This is a genomic window from Methylomagnum ishizawai, assembly GCF_900155475.1.
Classification (GTDB): domain Bacteria; phylum Pseudomonadota; class Gammaproteobacteria; order Methylococcales; family Methylococcaceae; genus Methylomagnum; species Methylomagnum ishizawai_A.
On sequence record NZ_FXAM01000001.1, the window covers coordinates 1414407 to 1436985 of the forward strand.

The window sequence follows — 22579 nt, forward strand, 5'->3', positions numbered from 1 at the left end:
GTACCAAGCCCGGCCTGCCGTGGATGGGGGAACGCCGGGTGCGGCGCTCCCAGGACGCATTCCCACCGCCGCGTGGGAAGGAAAATAAACACTACTCAAGAGGAAGCGCGATGGTCAAACAAGGGCTGCGTTGGCTGCTATCCCGGCTGTTCCGGGTCAGGCTCAACGGCATCGATAATTATCATAAGGCCGGCGAACGGGTATTGATCGTCGCCAACCACACCTCCTATCTGGACCCCATCCTGCTGTGGGTGTTCCTGCCGGACGATGTCACCTTCGCCATCAATACCCAGATCGCCCGGCAATGGTGGGTCCGGCCCGGCCTGTGGTTTTCCAAGGTGTTCCCCATGGACCCGATGCAGCCCTTGTCGATCAAGGCGCTGACCCATTATGTGAAGGAAGGCCGCAAGGCGGCGATCTTCCCGGAAGGCCGCATCACCGTGACCGGGGCTTTGATGAAGATTTACGAAGGCGCGGGACTCATCGCCGACAAGGCCGGGGCGCGGGTGCTGCCGGTCCGTATCGACGGGGCGCAATACACCCCGGTGTCCCGCTTGCGCGGCGTGGTGCGGCAACGCTGGTTCCCGCCCATCAGCATCAATATCCTGCCGCCGCAGGCCATCGACCTGCCGCCGGAAAGCCACGGCCACGACCGGCGGCATCTGGCCGGTTTCCTGCTGTCGGACATCATGAGTGATATGGTGTTCGAGACCGGCAACCATCGCCAGACCTTGTTCGCGGCCCTGCTCGACGCCCGCAAAATCCATGGCGGCGGCCACGTCCTGCTGGAGGATGTCCAACGCAAGCCGCTCAACTATAACCGTTTGATCGCCCAAATCCTGGCCTTGGGCGAAAAGCTGGCGGCGGAGACCGAAGCCGGCGAAACCGTGGGCCTGTTGTTGCCCAACCTCAATAGCACGGTGGCGGCTTTGTTCGGGCTGCAAATCCATGGCCGGGTGCCCGCCATGCTGAATTTCAGCACCGGGGTCAAGCAAATGGCCTCGGCCCTGACCACGGCCCAAATCAAGACCCTCGTCACCGCCCGCCGTTTCGTCGAGAACGCCAAGCTGGAGGACACGGTGGCGACCCTGGCCACCCAGGCGCGGATTCTCTACCTGGAAGATTTGGCGGCGGGCATCGGCAAACAGGACAAACTCCGCGCCTTGGCGACCGCGTTCACCGCCGAAACTTGGTATGCCCGCCAAGCCCACCGGCCCGGCGCGGACGATCCGGCGGTGGTGTTGTTCACCTCGGGTTCGGAGGGCGAACCCAAGGGCGTGGTGTTGTCCCATCAAAACCTGTTGGCGAACCGCGAGCAGCTAGCCGCGCGGCTCGACCTCAATGCCCGCGACACCATCCTCAACGCCCTGCCGATGTTTCATGCTTTCGGGCTGACGGCGGGCACCTTGCTGCCGTTGTTGAACGGCATGTACACCTTCCTCTATCCCAGCCCGCTGCATTACCGGATCATCCCGGAAGTCGCCTACGAGATCAACGCGACCCTGTTGTTCGGCACCAATACCTTCCTGGCGGGCTATGCCAAGCATGCCCATCCTTACGATTTCTACAGCGTGCGCTATGTGTTCGCCGGGGCGGAGAAACTGCAAGCCGATACCCGCAAGCTTTGGGCCGACAAATTCGGGCTGCGCATCCTGGAGGGCTATGGCGCGACCGAAACCTCGCCCATCCTCTCGGCCAATACCCCGATGTTCTACAAGGAGGGCACGGTCGGGCGCTTCATGCCGGGCGTCCAATGGCGCTTGGAGCCGGTGGCGGGGGTCGAGGGCGGCGGCAGGCTGCATGTGGCGGGGCCGAATATCATGCTGGGCTATCTCAAGCCGGAGCGTCCGGGGGAATTGCAACCGCCGGCGTCGGTGTTCGGGGTGGGCTGGTACGATACCGGCGATATCGTCCATGTGGACGAGGAGGGTTTCGTCACCATCCTGGGTCGGGTCAAGCGCTTCGCCAAGATCGGCGGGGAAATGGTGTCCTTGGGCGTGATTGAGGAATTGGCGGCGCGGCTGTGGCCCGGCCATCTCCACGCCGCCGTCACCGTGCCCGACGAGAAGAAGGGCGAGCGCATCGTCCTCGCCAGCCAGGCCAAGGACGCCCACCGCAACGCCTTGGCCAAGGAAGCCCAGCGCTTGGGCTATACCGAGCTTTATCAACCCAAGGCGGTGCGGATACTCAAGGAGCTACCGCTGCTGCCCACCGGCAAGGTCGATTATCCGACCCTGACCGCGCAGATACGCGCCGACGAGGTGGAGGCATGAACCGGGGACTCTATGCCTTGGTCGGCTCGCAATTCCTGTCGGCCTTCGCCGACAACGCCATCCTGTTCACCGTCATCGCCATCGTGATGCAGAACAAGGCCACCCCGGCCTGGTACATCCCGGCCTTGCAGAGCGTGTTCCTCATCGCCTATGTGGTGTTGACGCCGTGGGTGGGCCATCTGGCCGACCGTTTCCCCAAGCCCTGGATTTTGATCGCGGCCAACGCGGTGAAGGCGGTCGGCGGCGGCTTGATCCTGGTGGGCGTGGACCCCTTGTTCGCCTATGGCGTGGTCGGCATGGGCGCGGCGGCCTACAGCCCGGCCAAATACGGCATCCTGCCCGAACTCACCGACACCGAACACTTGGTGAAGGCCAATAGCTGGGTGGAGGGCGCGACCATCGCGGCGATCCTGCTCGGCACCGTGGCTGGGGCCAAGCTGGCCGATCATTCCATCGACCTGGGCCTCTGGGCGAGCGTCGGCTTGTTCCTGGTGTCGGCTTTGGCGGTGTTGCTGTTGCCGAAGCTGGCGGCGCGGGGCGTGTCGCCGGGTTCGCCCTTGGGCAAGCTGTGGGGTTTGATCCGGGGCTTGCTGGATACCCAACGCGCCCGCTTGATCCTGTTGGCGCTGAGCTTGTTCTGGGCCTGCGCCGCGACCTTGCGCGTGGCCTTGGTGGCCTGGGCACCCGCCGTGCTGCACAGCCAGACCGCCAGCGATATCGCCGAACTCACGCTGTACTTGTCCATCGGCATCGTGATCGGCTCCGGCATCGTGCCGCGCTTGATTCCGCTGGCACAGGTGCGGCGGGTGCGGTTCGCGGGTTATGGGCTGGGTTGTGCGTTCCTGGCGCTGGCCTTCGTGGATAGCCTGTGGCCGGCGCGGGCGGCTTTGTTGGGGGTCGGGGTGTTCGGCGGCATCATGGTGGTGCCTTTGAACGCGGCCATCCAGCAAATCGGCTATCGCACCGTGGGCAGCGGCAGCGCGGTGGCGGTGCAGAATTTCTTCCAGAACGCGGCGATGTTGGTCAGTGTGGGGGGATATAGTCTGGCCGCCGGCCATGGGGCGGGGCCGGTGGCGACCATTTTCGGCCTGAGTGGGCTGGTGTGGCTGATGACGGTGTTGGTGTCCTGGCGCTTGCCGAAGCAAGTGGCGGAATGAGCGGTTCCCAAGCGGGGGGATGAAGGCGGCGGGTTGGGTGTCATCCCGCCGTTTTTATGCCCGGCATGGCACGCTGGGCTTGCCATGCCGGGTGGGACAATCCGTTCAGGGCCGCAGGAAGCTCTCGAACGGTTGCAAAGGGCCACGGCTGGCCGGACGGCCCAGTTTCCCCACGGCGGGGATGCTCAGCATTTTGTCCGCCGTTTGTTGCGGGTCTTGCGCCGAGGGCTGGATGCCCGCACTCTGCGGTATCGGCAGGGCCGGATGGTCGAAGGGTGCGCGTTCCCAGCGGACCCGCTCGTCGGTGAGCGATTTCAGGAAGGCCACCAAATCCGCCTTTTGCAAGGCGCTGAAGCCCTGCGGAAACACCACGGTGGCGAAATGCTCGGGGTTGTCGAAATTGCCGCCCCGGCTATAGAAATCCACCACTTCTTCCAGAGTCTTCATCCCGCCGTTGTGCATGTAAGGGCCGGTCAGCTCAACATTGCGCAGGCTGGGGATTTTGAACGCCCCCTGCACCGAGGCGAGGGCGCGGCCCTGGCCCGGCTTGGCCAATTCCGCCGCCAGCACGGCGCTGGCGGGCACCTTGGCATAGGGGAGCCGCGCCCCGCAGCCCTCGCTGCCAAGCGGATCGTCCACCCGCTCCGCCGCGACATAATCGCTGGTGAACGGCACATCGAAGGAACAGGCCTTGATGCTGATGGGGTCCGTCAAGGCCGTGCGCGAACCCATCAGCAGTTCCAGGTATTGCGCGGTGTAGGACAGCGGATTGCCGAAGGGATCGGTGCCGCCGAGTCCGGGATCGTAGGCGTCGGGGGTCACGCTGGTGTTGGCGAAACCCTCGTCCATCAGGGCGAAGGCCACGCCCTGGCCGGTGAACGAACCCCGCAGGGTCTTGCGGTTGACCCATTGCGGCCCGGTGGCGGCGGGATAGCTATAAACATAGGGATGCGCCGCCGACGACAGGGTCGGCCCCCGGTGGCAGATCGGACAATGCGCGTCCACGAACAAGACCAGGCCGCGGGCTTGCTGTTCGTTCAGGCCCAGGGGGATGTCGTCGGCGTCCCTGGGGGTGTCGAAGGGCGAATCGTCGGAAATCAAGGTCTCTTGATAGAGTTGCAGGGCCAGCCCGAAGAAGAACGAGAAATTGGCTTCCATTTGGGTGTAGGCGCTGCCTTGGGGCGGAGCGCCGAATTTCCCGATGCCCGACCAATAGCGCGGGGCGAAGGCTTTTTGGACCAGGGCGGCGTAGGTGGTGTCCAAGCCCTGGCCGGAGGCGTGGCGGGACGGGCCGAGGACGCTGTCTTGCTTGTGGACCGCCTGGATGGCCAGGGGGCGGCGTTGCAGGAGCTTCCGGCCCAATTCGGGGAAGGTCCGGCCCGCGCAGGACATTTCGATATCGTTGACCGGCGGGGCCATCGCCTGCGAGGCCAGGGCGGCGTTTTCCAACCGCACTTGCTGTTTTTGCGCTTTGCCGCCGGGCTTCTGGGCGACCCAGACCCCGGCGGCGCTGTCGCGGGCACCGAACGGCGTTTCCCCGTTGAAGATATTGTTGGCGCGGCCATCCCAGAAGTTGCGGGAGTTAAAGGCCGCGTTGATGACGGTCGGCGTGTTGCGGGGCTCGACCCGGCGCGTGTTCAAATCCCGGCGGTGGAATAGTGGGTCTGTGCTGGAGAGGCAGGTATCGCGGGAGCCATCGCCCGCCACCGCTTGGAAATCGGCGTGGAACACCCCGGCGGAAGCGACCACATCGTCGGTGTCGTACAACACCGCCGAGGTTTTGTCGTCCGGGTTGGCGACCTGGTGCAGAGGGAAATCACCCAGCCGCAGCGCATAGCCCGGCCCGCCCTTGGCACCCGAGGCGGTTTTCTCGAAGCTTTGCCCGGTGGCGGCGTCCGTGTGGAAGGTGCCGGGGGCCAATTGGTTGGTGATGCGGCGGTCGGCTCCGGCGTGGAAATGGCAACTGGCGCAGGCCATGCCATCGCTGCCGACATTGATGTCCCAGAACAATGCCTTGCCCAGGACCACGGCGGCGGCGCTATCGACCACGATGGGGTTGGTCCCGTCCAGCAGGCCCGGTGTCGCGGGCACCTGGACGCCTTTGAGCGAGGGTGGGGAGGCACCGTGCGCCCCGGCCTCGCCCCAGGGCAGCATGGCCCAGCAGAGGGGAGCGAGCCATCCAAGAATTATCCGGGACCGGCGGGTCCGGTCCGTTACCAAGCGTTGAAGTTGAAGCATGGCGAGCCTGTCGTGTGAATGCGGAGACGGCCCGGACTAGGGCCGGGCCGTCGATATGGCGGGGAGGGCGGGGGGCGGCTTGTCCCCGCCGGGCCGGGCTTAAGCGGCGCGGGTCCGGCGCGGAGCCGGGACAGGCCCGTTATTGCAGGGACAGCGTGACATCGACCGGGTAGCGGGCGGTGGAGTCGCTGGCACCGGCCCCAGGCGCGATACCGCCGACCACGAACAGGTAGTTGCAGGTTCTCCCGATGGGGAAAGTCCTGACCAGCCGCCCCGGCACGCCATCTTTGACCCCGTGCAAGCCGACGACTTTCGAGGCCTTGGCCACGCCATCCAGGTCGTAGCCGTAGTTTTTGATCTGCATGACGATATTGCCCACGGTCTGCCCGGTGCTTTCGTCCACCGCGCCCAGTTCGAACTGTTGGGCGTTCTGGGCGTAGAAATGGTCGGTGACATAGGTGTCGGGCGCGGTATCGGCCTTGCAGCGGGCCCAGACGGTGACGCCGGGATGCAGGTCCGGGTTGCTGGAGACCAGGGTGAGGGTGGCGGTCTGGCCGGCGGTGCCTTGGAACGAACCCCAGTCGGAGAAGTGGGTCCAGCCCATGTCGCCGAAGGCCGGGTCGCGCCAGGATTTGTAGCGCACGTTGAGCGTATGGGTGGGTTGCTCGGCGCTGAATTGGGCGATGGTGGCGGGTTGGGTGGCCGCTTGGACGGCGGGCGCGGCCCATAGGGCGGTGCCGCCCAGGACGATGGCGAGGGCCGTGGTGCGAAGATTTTGTTTCATGGCATATCCCGTTTGGCTCTAGTTTTGAAAAACCGCTCCGGGCCGGGAGGCAGGAGCGGAACGCCACGGGGAGAGCAATTTGCGGGCCGGATCGAAAGCCGAATGGAATCATTCACCTACGGTATGCATGGAAAAGCGGGCTCGGGCATTTCACGCATAACAATATGGTAAAAGTCTAATATTTATGGGAAGGCCGGGGCCGGGGCCGGGGCCGGGGCCGGGCTCGCGGGGAGCCGGTCGGTCCGTCCAGGGGCTGCAAAAAAGCCGCGGGTTCCTGGGAAACCAGCGGCTTTTCCGCGCGGATGAGAGGGATGGCCCTATTTCACCGCGATCCCTTTCTCCCGCATCGCCTTCAGCACTGTCTGCCCGATATGCGCCGGATTGCGCGAGACATACAGGCCCAGGGCTTCCATGGCGTCCATCTTGGCGCTGGCGGTGTCGGCTTCGCTGGAGATGATGGCCCCGGCGTGGCCCATGCGGCGTCCGGCGGGCGCGGCGATACCGGCCACGAAGCCGACCACCGGCTTGGTCATGTTGTCCTTGGCCCAGCGGGCGGCGGCGACTTCCTGCGGGCCGCCGATCTCGCCGATCATCACCACGATTTCGGTTTCCGGGTCGGCCTCGAACGCCTTCAGCACGGTCACGAAATCGGTGCCGTTGATGGGGTCGCCGCCGATGCCGACCGAGGTGCTGATGCCGAGGCCCAGCGCCGCCATCTGTTCGGTAGCTTCGTAGTTCAGCGTGCCGGAGCGCGACACGATGCCGATGTTGCCCTTCTGGTAGATGTGCGAGGGCATGATGCCGACCTTGCACTCGCCAGGAGTGATGATGCCGGGGGTGTTGGGACCGATCAGGATGCTGTCGCGGCCCACGCGGTAGCGTTGCAGGCGGATCATGTCGTGGATCGGCACGCCGTCGGCGATGGTGACGGCGACCTTGATGCCGGCGTCGATGGCTTCCATCAGCGCGTCGGCATTGAAGGGCGGCGGCACGAACACGGCGGACACATCCGCGCCCGTGGCGGCCACGGCTTCGGCCACGGTGTCGAACACCGGCAGGCCCAAATGGGTGGTGCCGCCCTTGCCGGGGGTGACGCCGCCGACCACCTGGGTGCCGATCTTCATGGCGTCCTGGGCGTGGAAGGTGGCGTGTTCGCCGGTGAAGCCCTGGAAGATGACCTTGGAATTTTTATTTACGAATACGCTCATGGTGCTGCTTACCCTTGTACCGTGGCCACGGCTTTGGCGGCGGCGGCGTCCAGATTCTCGGCGGTGATGAAGGAAAGTCCTGATTCGGCCAGGATTTGGCGGCCTTCCTCGACGTTGGTGCCGGCCAGCCGGACGATCAGCGGAACCTTGATCTGGAGGCTGTTGCAAGCTTGGATCAAGCCTTGGGCGATCCAGTCGCAGCGGTTGATCCCGGCGAAGATGTTGACCAGGATGCACTTGACGTTGGGGTCTTGCAGCACGATGCGGCAGGCGTTGGTGACTTTCTCGGGGGAGGCGCCGCCGCCCACGTCGAGGAAATTGGCCGGGCGTCCACCGTGCAGGGTGATGGCGTCGAGCGAGGCCATGGCGAGGCCAGCGCCGTTGACGATGCAGCCGATATTGCCGTCGAGGGCGATGTAGTTGAGGCCGTGGCCGGTGGCTTCGACTTCCTTGGGGTCTTCCTCGGCCAGGTCGCGGAGGTCGGTGACGCCGCGTTGGCGGAATAGGGCGTTGTCGTCGAAGCTGAACTTGGCGTCCAGCACCATCAGTTTTTCATCGCCATCGCCGACCACGGCCAGCGGGTTGATTTCGGCTTGCAGCACGTCCTTGTCGCGCATGCAGCGGTAGATGGCTTTCATGAGCTTGACCATCTGCGGCATCAGCTTGCCCTTGAGTCCGATGGCGGTGGCGACCTTGCGGCATTGGAAATCCCGGAGGCCAATGGCGGGATCGACCACTTCCTTGACGATCTTGTCGGGATGGGCCTGGGCGACTTCCTCGATATCCATGCCGCCCTCGCTGGAGGCGATCACGGTGATGCGCTGGGTGGCGCGGTCGATCACGAAACCCAGGTAGAACTCGTGCTTGATGTCGCTGGCCTGCTCGATCCACACCCGTTGCACCATCGAACCCGCCGGGCCGGTCTGGTGGGTGACGAGGCGGTGGCCGATCATGGCGTCGGCGGCTTTCTTCACTTGGTCGATGGAGTCGACCACCTTCACGCCGCCCGCCTTGCCGCGACCTCCGGCGTGGATTTGCGCCTTGACCACCCAGCGGCTGCCGCCGAGTTCCTCGGCGACCTGGGCGGCTTGTTTGTCGTTGAAGGCGACATCGCCATTCGGCACCGGAACCCCGAAGGATTTCAAAAGCTCCTTGGCCTGGTATTCATGGATGTTCACTGCTCGCTGTCCTCTCTGTCTCGAATAGGGTGCGGCGGGTGGTGTTCACCCGCCCGACGGGTCTGGCTTATGCGCTGCGGGATTCGATCTGCTCGATTTGCTTCACCACGTTCTCGGCCATGCGGATGGAGGCGGCGTCGATCAAGCGGCCATCCAGGGACACGGCCCCCTTGCCTTCCTTCGCCGCCTGTTCCATCTCGACCAGGATGCGGCGGGCGCGGGCGACTTCTTTTTCGGTGGGGGTGAAAACCTCGTTGGCGAGCGCGACCTGGGAGGGATGGATGGCCCATTTGCCCTCGCAGCCCAGGGCGGCGGCGCGGCGGGCGGCGGCCTTGAAACCCTCCGGGTCGCCGAAATCGCCGAACGGCCCGTCGATGGGCCGGAGGCCATAGGCGCGGCAGGCCGAGACCATGCGCGAGATGGCGTAATGCCATTGGTCGCCCCAGTGGTAGGCGCGGGAACCGTGGTCGTCGGCGTCGGCCAACATGCCGTATTCGGGATTGGCCCCGCCGATCTGGGTGGTGCGGGCGCGGACCGAAGCGGCGTAGTCGGCCACGCCGAACACCATGGCCTCCATGCGCTCGGGGCAGGTGCGGGCGATTTCCTCGACGTTGGCCATACCCATGGCGGTCTCGATCAGGACGTGGATATTGATCGGCTTGTAGCCTTTGTAGGCCTCGATCTGGGACAGCATCGTCGCCACGAACAGCACGTCGGCGGCGCTGCCCACCTTGGGGATGAGGATGGTGTCGAGCTTGTCGCCGCAGGCTTCGACCACATCGACCAGGTCGCGGTAGGCGTAATGGGTGTCGAGGCCGTTCATGCGGATCGACACCGCGCACTTGGACCAGTCGTAGGTGTTCAGCGCTTCGATGATGTTGGCGCGGGCTTGTGCCTTGTCGTCCGGGGCGACCGCGTCTTCGAGGTCGAGGAAGACGATATCGGCCCCGGAATGGGGGGCTTTTTCCAACATGCGTTTGTTGCTGCCGGGGACTGCCAATTCGCTGCGGTGTAAACGGTTCTTAACGGCCATGCCTTGCCTCTGGTTTTTTATGGGTATCGCGTCGGGGTTTCCAAAATAGTTATCCGGGGCACCGTTTTCCCGTTCCTGTCTGGGATGGAGGGACGGGCGGTGCCTGGTAGGTCCGGCCTGATGGATGGGGGGGATCGAGCGGGGCCGGCCTTCCCGTCGGGCGGTCCCGGCCAGCTCACTCGAAAGTTTTGGCGATGCGACCCGGAGTCGCGCGGAAGGCGCTCATGCCCGATGCGGAGGAAGGGCATTATAGCCGCAAGGCCGGGTGGCTCCGCTAGTGAGTAACAGCTTGTTTATCATCGGTCTGTCGGGCTCGGAACCGGATCGGCGGTGGGGTGGAAAGGGCCGTTCTTGGCAATATGGCGATTTTTTGAGATTGGGCAAAAGGACCGATTGTTGTGTGGGCAAATTTTTGTTAGCATCCAGCCGTTACGCAACGGTTTGTTGCTAACACGCAACGGGGTTAACTTCCTAACACTTCGAGGGGGTAAATAAGACTATGAAAACGATCCAAAAAACCACCGGTATTGCCGCCATTATCGCTGTCGGCGCGGTCGCTGGCCTGGCTTCCCAGGGCGCGGTTGCCGCCGAAAAGCATCACCACGCCACGACTTCTTCCACCGCTTCCTCTTCCGCCGTGAACAGCATGGAGCGCCGTCTGGAGCAGATGGAAGCCGAGATGCAGTCCCTGCGTTCCGATCTGGCCCGCGCCCGCACCGATGCCCGCCAGGCGTCCGAGAAGGTCGATGCCCAGCAGCAGCAGGTCGAGCAGGAACTGGCCCAGGTCAAACAAGAAGAAGATGCCTCGAATGATTTGCTCTTCTTCCGGGGCGGTTTCACGCATATGTCCCAGTCTCGCAATAACGAGTTGTTGCTCAACAACCAGTACCTTAATCCAGCCGGCCCGGTGGCGAACGAGGATGGCGATGGTTGGTATGTGGGCGCGGGCTTCGACCACCGCCTGACCAGCGACATGTGGGGCATGTCCGATATGATCGCCGTCGATGGCGAGGTCATGTTCCAATACATGAACTTCGGTTCCAGCTACAACGCGCTGATCCCCTTTGCGTCCAGCAGCGCCGTGCAGATCAAGAACCAGCTCACCCAGCTGACCATCACCGCCTCGCCGAAAATCAAATTCAACTTGATGGATGGCGCACTGCGCCCCTGGATTATCCCGTTCGGTCTGAGCATCAATGTCATCAGCCCGCCGTCCAGCGGCGTCACCGTGTTGGATCCGGGTTTGCAATTGGGTACCGGCGTCGAGTACCAGATTTGGAAGAGCCTGTGGGCGGGTATCGATTTCCGCTATAACTTCACCGGCGGCGACCTGAACTACAAGACCACCCTGCCGGGCGGCACCGTGTTGTTGAACAAGACCAACATCGACGGCCTGACCACCGGCGCCTACCTCGGCTTCGGCTTCTAAGCCCGTCCGAGCTTGGTGATAGAGGGGGCGTTCCGCCCCCTTTTTCATGCCCGTGATTCCCCCCATGTCCGGGCGGCGACGGTGTAGAATCCGGTCCGGGCGTTTCCGCCCTGCCGACCCGCCGTTTTTCCCAGCCGTTCCGGTCCGACATGAAATCCCTCTATCCCGAAATCGAGCCCTATGCCGCCGGGTTGCTCAAGCGCGGCAAGCACCAGATTTACCTGGAACAATGCGGCAATCCCCAAGGGTTGCCGGTGCTGTTCTTGCACGGCGGGCCGGGTTCCGGCTGCAAGTCCTACCACCGCCGTTTCTTCGATCCCGCTAAATACCGCATCCTGCTCCTGGACCAGCGCGGCGCGGGCCGCTCCTTGCCGCACGGCGACTTGGAGGACAACACCACCGCCGATCTGGTCCGCGACCTCGAATACATCCGCCAGCACCTGGAGCTGGAGACCTGGGCGCTGTTCGGCGGTTCCTGGGGCGCGACCCTGGCCTTGTTGTACGCGCAGAAGCATCCGGCCAGGGTGGCGGGGCTGGTGCTGCGCGGGACGTTCCTGGCCCGGCGGCGCGACCTGGATTGGTTCGTGGGCGAGGAAGGCGTGCGCCGGGTCTATCCCGACCGTTGGGAGCATTTGCTGGCCGGCCTGCCCGAGGCCGAGCGCGGCGACCCGGTGGCCGCGCTGCACCGCCGCCTGACCGGCCCGGATGAATTGGCCCGCCGCCGCGCCGCCCGCGATTGGAGCCTATGGAGCGGGCAGGTGGTCTTGGGCGAAAACTTCGCCGCCGACGAAACCAGCGACGCTGTTTCCGCCGCCACGCTGCAACAGGCCCGTGTCGAACTGCATTACGCCGTGAACCGCTACTTCCTGGAGGAGAACGCCGTGCTGGACGGCTGCGGCAAACTGGCCCGCATTCCCACCCTCATCCTGCACGGTCGCCGCGATCTGGTCTGTCCCTTGGAAGCGGCCCATACCCTGCACCACCACCTGCCACGGTCGGAGTTGCGCATCCTGCCGCGTTCCGGGCATGTGGCTGGGGGCGAGGAAATGATCGACGCCCTGGTCGCCGCCGCCGCCGATCTGGCCGCGTGGCTCGCGCCATGAACAAGCGCCTCGTCATCGGCATGACCGGCGCGACCGGCGCGGTCTATGGCCAGCGCTTGCTGGAGGTGCTGCGCGATCTGGGCGGGTGGGAAACCCATTTGGTGGTGTCCGCCGCCGGGGCGCTCAACGTTTTCCACGAACTCGGCATGAAGCGCCGCGAAATCCACGCCCTGGCCGATGTGGTCCACGATATCGACGATATCGCCGCCAGTATCGCCAGCGGTGCCTTCAAGACCGAGGGCATGGTGATCGCGCCCTGTTCGATGAAGACCCTGGCCGCCGTGGCCCATGGCTTCGGCGACAATCTGATTTCCCGCGCCGCCGACGTGGCCTTGAAGGAGCGCCGCCGCTTGGTGGTCGTGCCGCGCGAAACCCCCCTGAACCTGGCCCATATCCGCAACATGGCAGCGGTCACGGAAATGGGCGGCATCATCTATCCGCCCTTGCCCGCGTTCTACGGCGGGGCCAAGACCCTGCCCGCCCTGATCGACGAGACGGTCGGGCGCATCCTGGGTTTGTTCGGGATCGAGGTGGGCTTGTATACGTCCTGGGAAGGGCTGGGCGGGCCGGGCCGGGAGCCTGTTTGAGGATGCCGCCGGTCCTGATTATTTCTTGACGAACGCGCCGCGGGCGAAGGTTTGCTCCCCGTCCGGGGTGACATGCACCAGGGTCAACGTGTCGCGGGCCTGGGGCTGGGGCAGGCCCGGTCCTATCGGGGCGACGCTGAGTTCGCAAAACCCCGTCTTTTGCTGCACCGTGCCCCGGCGCTTGACCAGGTTGAGCCGGTAATGGGCGGCCCGGGGTTTGCCGCCGACGCCCGCGAAGTCGAGCGCGCATTCGGCATAGGCGGTGCCCTGGCGGCTGGTCCTCAGCAGGATTTCGGCGTTTTGCGCGGCGGTGGCGTCGGCGAGTCCGAGCGCGGCGTTGGGCAGGGGGATGCGCAAGCTGCCCGAGAAGGTTTGCTTTTTGCCGGTTATGGTGCGGGTGAACTTGCCCTGGGCCGAACTGCCGGCGGTGTCCCGCGCCTGGGCCACGATGCGCTGGACTGTGGGCGTCGCGGGTGGGGCGCTGGTGGTGTTGCTGGCGCCGGTGGCGGCGTCGTAGCCGGTGAGCAGGGGCGCGGAGCCGACGAGGGCCACGGCCAGCGACAGGCCGGGCAGTCTGGACGCTTTCGCTATGAAAGAGGGCATGGGGGCTTCCTTCGGTGGGAACGGGCGGTGGGACCGGGTTCCGGGGCCGCCCCGGAACCCGGCGTGGCTAGAACGCGCCTTGCAGGAAGGCCGCGCCGTTGGTGTCGGTGGTCACGGTCGCGCTATCGCCGGCTTGGACCGCAGGCACGCCTTGCTGCGCTCCCTCCGTGGACAGGTCGGTATCGCAAAGACCGAAGCGTTCTTGCAAAACGCCGCGGCGGAGGCTGATTTGGATTTTGTATTCGGCCTTGACGAGACCGGAGCGCTTGTTGCGCTTGGTTTTGGTCAGGTCGAAATCGCACTCGGCGTAAGCCGTGCCATCGGCGTGGCTCAAGGTCAAGCTCAGGGTGGCGGTTTCGGCGGCGGCGCGGTCCGGGATGGCGAGCGCGTCGGCGGGCAGGGGAATCCTGAGTTCCGCCTCGAAGCGGGTGGCGCGGGTTTGTTGCCTGAGCTTCACCCGGCCGGACGCCCCGGCTTGCACGGTGCCGCCGAGCGTGGCCGCGAGGGCGGTTTTGCCGTCCGAGTGCCCTTGGCTATCGTCGGACGGATTCCCGGAGTGGTGGTCGGAACCGCTGGCATGGCTTTCGTTTTCCGCGCCGCCGCGCTCGTCTTGGGACGCGAGGCCCGGTGTGGCGCAGAGCGTGGCCAGGAGTATGGCGACCGGGCCGGAAAGGGTTTTGAAACATTTGTTCATGGTATTTATCCTTTTTTATGATGGAGGAAGCAGGAAGTCGCCATCCTTGGCGTTGATCCCGCCGTCCCCGGCGGGGAAATACGCGCGGTCGCCGCTTCAGAACGCCAACCAGCCGCTCACGAACAAGGTATTGTTATTCCCCGCCGCCTTGTTCGCCCCGTCGAATTGGGTATAGCCCACATACTGCACCGCCAACCGCAGGTTCATGAAGGATTCCGCCAAGCCGTAGCTCTTGCCGAAAGGAATATAGTCCAACTCGGCGATGAAGCCCTGGCTAGCGGGCCGGTACGAGGTATAGTCGGCATAGAGCAAGGGGTCTGTGCTGCCGCTGATATCGAAGAATCCTAGGTTGCCGACATAGGTTTGCTGGAAGGTATAACTACCGTTCAGGTTCAAGGTGTTCAACATCAGGTTGGATTTGGCCACGGCTCCCATGGCCTGCGAACCATTCAGGCTTTGGTGTTCGCGGATATAGCTGGCCCGGAACTCGAAAATATGTTCCATCGTGCCCAGGTATTGGTAGGTCAAATCCATGCCCAGGTCGGTATATTGGTTGGTGCCCGAGCCTTTGTTGAAACGGTCGGCATAGGTGGTGGTATCCAGCCCGAAAGTACCCAGCCCCACATATTGCTTATCCCAGCTATGTTGTAATTCCACCCGCCAATAAGGCGCTCCGCCGTTCAACAAGGCATTGCCAGGGTCCCACACGCCCATATTTTTCTGGGCGCTCACCGAGAAGTCCCCATAAGCCCCGGCTTCCAGGTATAGGAAATTGTCGATCATGGCATAGACGCTGCCGCCGCCGACCTGTTGGGCCAAGGCTCCCGAAATCAGGGGACCGGCACCGGGCGAGGGCGCGATGGGCGAGGTGGCGAAGGGAAAGCCCCAGGCCGGGGTGGTATTCCACAGGTCGGAAACCGTGGGCGAATTGTTCAGTGAAATACCATAATCGAACTGGTGACCCAGGATATCGGTGCCGCGCGCGAAACGCAGGTCAATATTATCCACCGCCACGATATTGGCAACCCCGTCATAGGTGAATTGGGCGAATGCCCCGATTGACCCATAAACCCGGCCACCATAGAAGAAGCTGGCTTGATCCATCGCGAAATTATTATTGCTATCGAACCGGGGCGAGCTGGGGCCGGTGGTAGGCTGCGGCTCCTGGTTTTTCTGGGTATTGGTGAAGGAGCCCATCAACATACCGCTGAGGGGTGGGATACCTCGGGTCATCGGTCCCTGGCTGTCGTCGCTGCCCTGGGTATAACCATCGAGTTTGAATTTGCGCCCGAACGGGGTCAAGTTCGGGCCGAAGCTGCTGGTATGGCAGGACGAGCAGGCCATACTGGTCTGCCGGGAGAAACTGGGGATGGCGTGGGCCGGATGGGCATGGAATAGCGAGGCGAGGGAAGCGAGGGCGGCGAGCAAGGCGATATAGTATCGATGCCGGGTTTTCTTGAGAACCATGGCGGGTTCTGAGGGTAAGCGATCTAGGGTCAGCATAGGGAAGCCGTTGGGTTTGGGATAAGGGGTTTTGAGTAACAGGCTGGGTGGATGATTCCGTAGTCGACGGTAATGGCGTAGGCAATAGCCTACGGAAAAAGCCAAGGTGCCCAATAACCACGTGGCTAAAATGATTTCCACCCAGGTGATCTCGATCATTGTTTCCTCTCTATCCTTTGTGATGAGTCCGGTCCCGCATCGGTGGCGCTTGGGTTCGATGGCCCAGGGTTTCCTCTCTATGCCTGCGGGATGGCTTTGGGTTCAGGGGGAAACAGCGTGGCCTCGACCATCGGCGGAAGGCTGGAAGCTCGCGAACACGCTTCCTTGTATGGGAAGCGCCGCTATTGCGGTATAGATAAGCATGAAAAATGCCACGTTGATTTACTTTGTTAAATCAGTGGTTTATGTGGGATTGCTGAAGGTTGGGGCGTTCCTGATCTGCATCCATGCAAAGCTGGACTGCAAATTTGGTATGGATTGGGCTCAGTGCCGCAAGTCCGGGATGGGCAGGAGCAGCAGCACTTTCACCCGCGCGTCCACCAGATGGGCGCGGACATAGCCCATCGCGCCCGGTGTGGCGGCGACGAAGCGCAGCACGGCCTCCTCGGAAGCCAGCACTTGCGGCGGGTTGACGCCTTGGAAATATTGGATGTTCCAGTATTCCTCCAGGTCTTCCGGCAGGGCGTCGAACACGGCCAGCGAGAACGCCCGCCGCAGGGGATCGGCGGCGGGCAGGTTCACCGGAATCCAGCGGATGCCGTGGGGGTCTAGCTGGCTTTTGCGGCTGTAGACCCGCTTGAGGGTGTCGGGCGCGAGTTTGTCCAGCGGGCTGTGGGCGGCGGCGATGACCGCCAGGGGTTCGGCCAGGCTGGCCGGGGCGCAGCCGAGCAGCAGCGCGAAAAGCAGGCTCGCGAGGCGGCGCGGGGCTTTCAAAACAACACCGCGATGGAGCCGTACAGGCCATCCGGGGCGATGGCCTCGTTGTGCGAACCCAGCCGGTATTCCACTTTCCAGACCAGGGGCGGGATGGGCCTGAGCGCCAGTCCGAACACGCCCAATTGCCCTGGCGGTCCCCATTCCTGCTGGAAGTATTCATAGCGCCCCACGGCGTACCAGGGGGTTCCGGCCAGGGGGGCCACGCCTTGCACATAACCCTGCCAGAACCGTTCCTGTCCGCCGGCGCGGAACACCCATTCGCTCATGACCTCGAAGCGCCGGTATGACCAGGCGGCGTCCAGGCCGACCAGGTTCTGGCGCTGGTCGGCGTCGTGGTCGGGGAATTCCACTGGATAGAGGACGGTGATGTTGGAATAGCCCAGGCCGCCCGGCGGCTGGGTGCCGGATGGCGCGTGGTTTTCATCGAGCCGGAAATTGGCATAGGACAGCCCGAGTTCCAGGGTGTCGGTGAGCGCCAGGTTCAGATGGGCACCGACGCTGTTCGCGAACGGGTTGTCCGGCTGCTTGGGGTCCAGGGCGCTGCCCAGGCCGCCGTAGACCTGGTATTCCAGCCGCTTGCCCAGCAGCGGCACGTTGCCATGCAGCATCAGTCCGGTGTCGTTGGTGGCGAACAGCAGATAGGTCGCCACCGGCCGCGTGGTGGTCCAGACCACGGGTTCGGCGTGCAATAGGTTCCAGCGGCCTATGGGGGTGAGGAATTTGCCGAAACGCAGCGCCAGGGCGTCGTCGTGCAGATAGTCCAGGTATAGCCGTTCGATCTCGACCTCGGCCTCGTTCACGCCGAAAGACTGGTCCTGCCCGGCGCTGAGGGCGTTGCTGATCTCGGTTTCGGAGAAGAAGCGCCAGTGTTCCTGTTCCCAGGTGACGAACAGGCTGAGGTCCTTCAGCGCGAAGCTCCATGGTAGCTCGCGGGGTGCGGCCACCACGGCGCTGGCATAGCCGCCGAGCCGGATGCCGCTGTCGCCCAGGGCGTAGCCCCGGCCCAGCCGGTAGCCCATGGCGTCCCCGTCCCCGTCCCCGGCGTGGACGGGCAGGGCGGATAGCAGCAGCAGGGCGGGCACGATGGAGCGGCGGATGGGCATTCGGGGCGGAGGGCGTATCGGCCGGCGGGGTTGAGAGGATTTGTGGTGCCGTGTCGGGTCCGGCGAGCGGGGAATGGTACATTATCGCCGCCGCCGAAAACCCCGAGGAATTCATGAAAATTCCGGGTGGCTCCGCTGTTTCCTCCGCCCGGTACCGCCATGAGCATCGCCCGCCTCTTGCTGATCGCTTTCCTGCTGCTGAATTTCCTGGCCTCGGCCTTGCTGGCGGGGCTGTCGTTCTTCGCTTCGCGGCAGGCCTTGGCCGCCGAGATCGGGCTCAACCTGGGGCAGGACGCCGCCATGCTGATGGAGCAGATCGATATGCTGATGTTCGAGCGTCTGCAAAACGTGCATTCCTGGAGCCATCTCGACATCATGCAGGAGGCCCGGCTCGGCGACGTGGATAAGCGCCTGGCCGGGTTCCTCGCCGAAATCCGCGATGGCTATGGCGATGCCTACCGCGAGGTGTTCTATGCCGATCCCGCCGGGAAGGTGGTGGCGTCCAGCGATCCCGGTAGGATCGGCCAGCCGTTGCCGGTACAGGGGGCTTGGGTGGAAACCCGGGTGCCGATTGGCGAGGTGTTCCTGCGCCTGCCCACGGCGGACGCCATGGACTTGCTGGTCCGTGCCCCGGTCGATAACCGCTATGGGCCGGGCTTGATCGGCGATCTATACGGCGCGGTCGATCTGGCCGGGATTTTCCGGCTGTTCGACCGGACCGAGCGTTCCGAACCCGGCGGCAAGCGGGTCGCGCTGCTGGACCGGGAAGGCCGCTTGATCGCCGCCTCGGAATCCTTGCGCCGCCATGGCTTGTTGCTGGGCGATGCCTTCGCCGCTTGGCGCGAGGGTGGCGGCACCCAGTCGGTCCATGGCGCGGCCCCGGCCGGGCAAGGGCCGGTGCTGGCGGGCTATGCGGTGTCGCGGGGCCATCAGGGCTATCCGGGCTTGGGCTGGTCGCTGTTGGTGTTCCAATCCACCGAGCAGGCGTTCCGGCCCATCCGCAATTTGCTGTGGCTGTTTTCGCTGGCTTTCCTGCTTACCGGCTTGTTGGCGGGGATCGCGGCCCGGATCGTGGCCCGGCGCATCGCCCGGCCCTTGGTGGGGTTGAGGGATTGGGCGCGGAGCGGGGTGCAGGCCGCGCCGCCGGTCCGGTCCGATAGCGGCGGTACCCGCGAGGTCCGGGAACTGGGCGCGGCGTTCGGGCAGATGCTCGATCACCTGGAGCAGTCCCGGCAACAGGTGATCCACGCCGCCAAGCTGGCCGTGGTCGGGGAAATGGCCGCCATCATGGCGCACGAGGTGCGGACGCCCTTGGGCGTATTGCACACCTCGGCCCAGATGCTGCGGCGGGAACCCGAGCTGAGCCCCGAAGGCCGGGAAATGACCCGCTTCATCCTGGACGAATCGACCCGGCTGGAACGGCTGGTGTCGACCCTGCTGGAATGCGCCCGGCCCCGTCCGCCCAAACGACTGCCCCAGGATGTCCACGCCATCCTGCGCCGCGTGGCCGAGTTGCTCGCGGCCCAGGCCCGTAAGAAATCCATCGCGTTCGAATGGCAACTCGACGCCCAGGACGCGGTGGTTCCCTGCGACGAGGAGTTATTGATGCAGGTGTTTTTGAATCTGATTTTGAACGCCATCCAAATCCTGTCCCCTGGTTCCAGGATCGGGCTGCGCTCCCGGCGCGGGGAAGGACGGCTGGTGGTCGAGGTGATCGACGACGGTCCGGGCGTCCCGGTGGAACACCGCCTACGGGTGTTCGATCCCTTTTTCACCCAGCGCGAGGGCGGCATCGGCTTGGGGCTGGCGGTGACCCGGCAGATCGTCGAGGCCCACGGCGGCGGGATCGAGGTGTCCCAATCGGTTTGGGGCGGGGCGGCTTTCGCGGTGGGCTTGCCCTGTTCGGGCGGGGCGTCGTGCGAGGAGGCGATACGATGAAACATTCCCGCGTCCTGGTGGTGGACGACGAGGCCAACGCCCGGCGGATGCTGGAAATCCTCCTGGCCCGGCTGGGGTGCCAAGTGCTGACGGCGGCGGATGGGCAGGAGGCTTTGGACCTCCTCCATGGCGGTGCCGTGCATTTGGTGATCACCGACCTCAACATGCCCCGGTTGGACGGGCTGGGCCTTTTGGCCGCGCTCAGGCAAGAGGACAACCCGGTCCCGGTGATCCTGGTGACGGCCTATGGCACGGTGGAAACCGCGGTGGCGGCGATGAAGCAGGGCGCGTTCGATTACTTGATCCGCCCGCTGGATTTGGACCAGGTGGAACTGGTGGTGCGGCGGGCCTTGGACCGCCAGCGCATCGTGCGGGAGAACGCGTTCCTGCGTGGCCAGATGGACCGGGGTTGGGAGGAATTCGTCGGCCAGGGCGCCGCCATGCGCCAGGTCTACGAACTGATCCGCCAGGTCGCGCCGACCAAGGCCAACGTCCTGGTCACGGGCGAAACCGGCACCGGCAAGGAACTGGCGGCGCGGGCCATCCACCGCCATTCCGGGCGGGAAGGCTTGTTCGTGCCGATCAATTGCGCGGCCATCCCCGCCGAGATTCTGGAAAGCGAGTTGTTCGGCTATGCTAAGGGCGCGTTCACCGGGGCCAACAAGGACCGGGTCGGCAAATTCGAGCTGGCCGATGGCGGCACCTTGTTCCTGGACGAAATCACCGAGATGAGCCCGGCCTTGCAGGCCAAGCTGCTGCGGGTCTTGCAAGAAAGCACCATCGACCGCCTGGGCTGCAACCGCCCGATTGCCGTGGATATCCGCCTCGTCGCCGCCACCAACCGCGATCCCCGCGAGGCGGTGCGTGAAGGGCGGCTGCGGGAGGATTTGTTCTACCGGCTCAATGTGTTCGGTATCCAACTGCCGCCCTTGCGCGACCGCCGCGAGGATATTCCGGTACTGGCCGCGCATTTCCTGGAGAAGTATGGTGCCCAACTCGGTTGTGGCTGCGGGCGGCTGGACCCGGCGGCGGAGCGGACCTTGCGGGCCTATCCCTGGCCGGGCAATGTGCGGGAATTGGAAAACATGATGGAGCGGGCGGCGGTGTTGTGCCGGGGCGGGACGGTGGAGCCGCGCCACCTGCCCTTGGAAATCGCCGGGACCGGCGGGCCGGTGGCGGCTGTGGCCGCGCCGGTGGTGATATCCGCCGACCCGGTGGCGGAGGATTTGGACCTGGAACGGCGGGTGGAAGCCCTGGAACGGGGCTTGTTGACCCGCGCCCTGGCCGAGTCCGGCGACAACAAGGCCAAGGCGGCGCGGCTGTTGAAAATCAGCGAGCGGACCTTGTGGTACAAGCTCAAGAAATATGGGTTTTCGGGTGAAAAAGGGTAGTAGGGAATGGGAACCGCGCTCTGCAACAGGGCCGCTGTTGATCCCATAAATAGGTCAGCGTTGCCTTGTGTGGCGAGGGTGCTACTCTTGCGTTTGGCCGTGTCACGGGGCGGGTTTAGGCGCGGCATTCCTCTGGTGTCGCAAGTTTTCTATCTATCTGGGGTAAATATTGATGTTGTCGCGCAAATCTGTGGTTGGGGGTATTGCCCTAATGGTTCTAGGGTGTGGTGGTATGGATGCGGTTGCCGCTCCGTTCAACCCGATGAATCCACATCTGAGTGTCACTGCGAATGCACTCATCGTTCGCAAGGATGTTAAAAATATGACGGCACGGGAAAAAGCTGATTTTGTGGGTGCCATCTTGACACTGAAGCAAACCCCTTCCCCGACCGACGATATGGTGGGGAATTGGTACGACCATTTCGTCGCCGAGCATATGCGTAAGTTGGTCTGCTGGACGGACCAGCCCAACCAGGGCGGGTTGGGCCATAGCGGCCCGGACCTCCTGACATGGCATCGGGCGTTCCTGCTTGAATTCGAGTACGCGCTTTCGAAAGTCGCCAGGAAACCTATCGCGATCCCCTATTGGGATTGGACCGATCCCGCCTCGGAGGCGGCGATGCTGGCGGACGACATGATGGGACCGGCCGGGAAAGCTGGAGATGGCTATGTCGTCATGTCCGGCCCGTTCAGGAAGGGGCAATGGAAGATCAACGTCAAGGGTTTTACCACCGACAATCCGGGTCAGTTCGACGATCTTGTCCGCGGGACCGGCAAGATGGCCGGTGCGACCACCGCGCCGTTGGCGGCGGACGTGGTGGCGCTCCTGCAACGTCCGGTATATGACATCGCGCCCTGGGGCGTCACCTCCGACACGGCCCAAAGTTTCCGCAATTTCTTGGATGGCGGCATCAACGCGACCGGCCTGGAATGCAAGGACGGTGTGATCTGGGATATCGTCGGTGCCACTTCCGCACGTTTGCATGCCCAAGGCCATATGTATATTGGCGGTGTCGATGCCAACGGCAATCCAGGGTCGCTCACCGACACCGTGACCTCACCGAACGATCCCATATTCTGGTTGCACCACGCGAACGTGGACCGGATTTTGGAGATTTGGTGGAAGAATCACAGGTATCAATACCTTCCGAAAACCGGCGGGCCACGCGGCGACAATATCGGTGATAGCCTCTGGCCTTATCCGAAGTTGACGAATGGCGATATGGCCCGTCCAACGCGGGTATTCGGATACCGCTACGCCGATCTCACGCCGCCGAAGGTGCCTGAGGGACAAACCGGTTCGGAGGGCCAGACGGCCCAGGCCATGGGGACCATGTCCCACCACTGAGGTTCGTGGTCGGCCAGGACCGGCCTGCATGGTGGTTTCGGAAGGCGGGGTATGGGATGTCCCATATCCCGCC

Annotated in this window: 18 protein-coding genes; 8 read left to right on the forward strand and 10 right to left on the reverse strand. The window is 64.2% G+C overall.

Going from position 1 to position 22579, the window contains the following annotated elements; all coding sequences use genetic code 11:
* The first annotated feature begins 110 nt into the window (after positions 1 to 110).
* Both B9N93_RS06445 and lplT read left to right on the forward strand, forming a co-directional pair.
* Positions 111 to 2273, forward strand: coding sequence for an AMP-binding protein (locus tag B9N93_RS06445; RefSeq protein WP_085211973.1), 2163 nt, complete (start codon positions 111 to 113; stop codon positions 2271 to 2273).
* Positions 2270 to 3430 carry a lysophospholipid transporter LplT gene (gene lplT / locus B9N93_RS06450; RefSeq protein WP_085211975.1) on the forward strand — a complete coding sequence of 387 codons (1161 nt, stop codon included), beginning with the start codon at positions 2270 to 2272 and terminating at the stop codon, positions 3428 to 3430. Before B9N93_RS06445 ends, lplT begins: the two co-directional genes overlap by 4 nt.
* A gap of 105 nt (positions 3431 to 3535) precedes the next feature.
* On the opposite strand, the gene B9N93_RS06455 is transcribed toward lplT, so the two are convergent.
* The 5 genes from B9N93_RS06455 to B9N93_RS06475 form a co-directional block, all read right to left on the reverse strand.
* Positions 3536 to 5584 carry a cytochrome-c peroxidase gene (locus B9N93_RS06455; protein WP_125468869.1) on the reverse strand — a complete coding sequence of 683 codons (2049 nt, stop codon included), beginning with the start codon at positions 5582 to 5584 and terminating at the stop codon, positions 3536 to 3538.
* Between the two features lie 223 nt (positions 5585 to 5807).
* Positions 5808 to 6452, reverse strand: a complete 645-nt coding sequence (gene corA, locus B9N93_RS06460; protein WP_085211979.1) for a copper(I)-binding protein CorA — start codon at positions 6450 to 6452, stop codon at positions 5808 to 5810.
* Between the two features lie 317 nt (positions 6453 to 6769).
* Positions 6770 to 7660 (reverse strand): succinate--CoA ligase subunit alpha, encoded by an 891-nt coding sequence (sucD, locus tag B9N93_RS06465; protein WP_085211981.1) that lies wholly within the window; start codon positions 7658 to 7660, stop codon positions 6770 to 6772.
* 8 nt (positions 7661 to 7668) lie between these two features.
* Positions 7669 to 8838 carry an ADP-forming succinate--CoA ligase subunit beta gene (gene sucC, locus B9N93_RS06470; protein ID WP_085211984.1) on the reverse strand — a complete coding sequence of 390 codons (1170 nt, stop codon included), beginning with the start codon at positions 8836 to 8838 and terminating at the stop codon, positions 7669 to 7671.
* Positions 8839 to 8905: 67 nt separating this feature from the next.
* On the reverse strand, positions 8906 to 9871 hold the full coding sequence (locus tag B9N93_RS06475; RefSeq protein WP_085211986.1) for an HpcH/HpaI aldolase/citrate lyase family protein: 966 nt from the start codon (positions 9869 to 9871) through the stop codon (positions 8906 to 8908).
* A 499-nt stretch (positions 9872 to 10370) separates the two neighbouring features.
* On the opposite strand from B9N93_RS06475, the gene B9N93_RS06480 reads away from it, so the two are divergent.
* From B9N93_RS06480 to B9N93_RS06490, 3 genes are all read left to right on the forward strand, one after another.
* Complete coding sequence (locus B9N93_RS06480) at positions 10371 to 11300, forward strand: hypothetical protein (protein WP_085211988.1); 930 nt, start codon at positions 10371 to 10373, stop codon at positions 11298 to 11300.
* 149 nt (positions 11301 to 11449) lie between these two features.
* On the forward strand, positions 11450 to 12403 hold the full coding sequence (gene pip, locus B9N93_RS06485) for a prolyl aminopeptidase (protein WP_085211990.1): 954 nt from the start codon (positions 11450 to 11452) through the stop codon (positions 12401 to 12403).
* A complete protein-coding gene (locus B9N93_RS06490) occupies positions 12400 to 12990 on the forward strand; it encodes a UbiX family flavin prenyltransferase (RefSeq protein WP_085211992.1) in 591 nt (196 codons plus the stop codon). Before pip ends, B9N93_RS06490 begins: the two co-directional genes overlap by 4 nt.
* An 18-nt stretch (positions 12991 to 13008) precedes the next feature.
* Here B9N93_RS06490 and B9N93_RS06495 read toward each other — a convergent pair whose 3' ends face one another.
* The 5 genes from B9N93_RS06495 to B9N93_RS06515 all read right to left on the reverse strand — a co-directional run bounded on the left by B9N93_RS06495 (position 13009) and on the right by B9N93_RS06515 (position 17829).
* Positions 13009 to 13593, reverse strand: a complete 585-nt coding sequence (locus tag B9N93_RS06495; RefSeq protein WP_085211994.1) for a hypothetical protein — start codon at positions 13591 to 13593, stop codon at positions 13009 to 13011.
* A 67-nt stretch (positions 13594 to 13660) separates the two neighbouring features.
* Positions 13661 to 14287 carry a hypothetical protein gene (locus B9N93_RS06500; protein ID WP_085211996.1) on the reverse strand — a complete coding sequence of 209 codons (627 nt, stop codon included), beginning with the start codon at positions 14285 to 14287 and terminating at the stop codon, positions 13661 to 13663.
* Between the two features lie 96 nt (positions 14288 to 14383).
* Positions 14384 to 15754: a cytochrome C gene (locus tag B9N93_RS06505; protein WP_254899347.1), complete on the reverse strand. Its 1371-nt coding sequence runs from the start codon at positions 15752 to 15754 to the stop codon at positions 14384 to 14386.
* Between the two features lie 519 nt (positions 15755 to 16273).
* Positions 16274 to 16723, reverse strand: coding sequence for a type 2 periplasmic-binding domain-containing protein (locus tag B9N93_RS06510; protein ID WP_254899348.1), 450 nt, complete (start codon positions 16721 to 16723; stop codon positions 16274 to 16276).
* Complete coding sequence (locus B9N93_RS06515) at positions 16720 to 17829, reverse strand: porin family protein (protein WP_254899349.1); 1110 nt, start codon at positions 17827 to 17829, stop codon at positions 16720 to 16722. Before B9N93_RS06515 ends, B9N93_RS06510 begins: the two co-directional genes overlap by 4 nt.
* 159 nt (positions 17830 to 17988) lie before the next feature.
* Between B9N93_RS06515 and B9N93_RS06520 the strand changes: the two genes are divergently transcribed.
* The 3 genes from B9N93_RS06520 (at position 17989) to B9N93_RS06530 (ending at position 22506) form a co-directional block, all read left to right on the forward strand.
* Positions 17989 to 19767 (forward strand): sensor histidine kinase, encoded by a 1779-nt coding sequence (locus B9N93_RS06520; protein ID WP_085211998.1) that lies wholly within the window; start codon positions 17989 to 17991, stop codon positions 19765 to 19767.
* The gene (locus B9N93_RS06525; protein WP_085211999.1) at positions 19764 to 21158 is read left to right on the forward strand and encodes a sigma-54-dependent transcriptional regulator; all 1395 of its coding nucleotides are present in this window, start codon (positions 19764 to 19766) and stop codon (positions 21156 to 21158) included. Before B9N93_RS06520 ends, B9N93_RS06525 begins: the two co-directional genes overlap by 4 nt.
* A gap of 232 nt (positions 21159 to 21390) precedes the next feature.
* Positions 21391 to 22506 (forward strand): tyrosinase family protein, encoded by a 1116-nt coding sequence (locus B9N93_RS06530; RefSeq protein ID WP_176225157.1) that lies wholly within the window; start codon positions 21391 to 21393, stop codon positions 22504 to 22506.
* Positions 22507 to 22579: the final 73 nt, after the last annotated feature.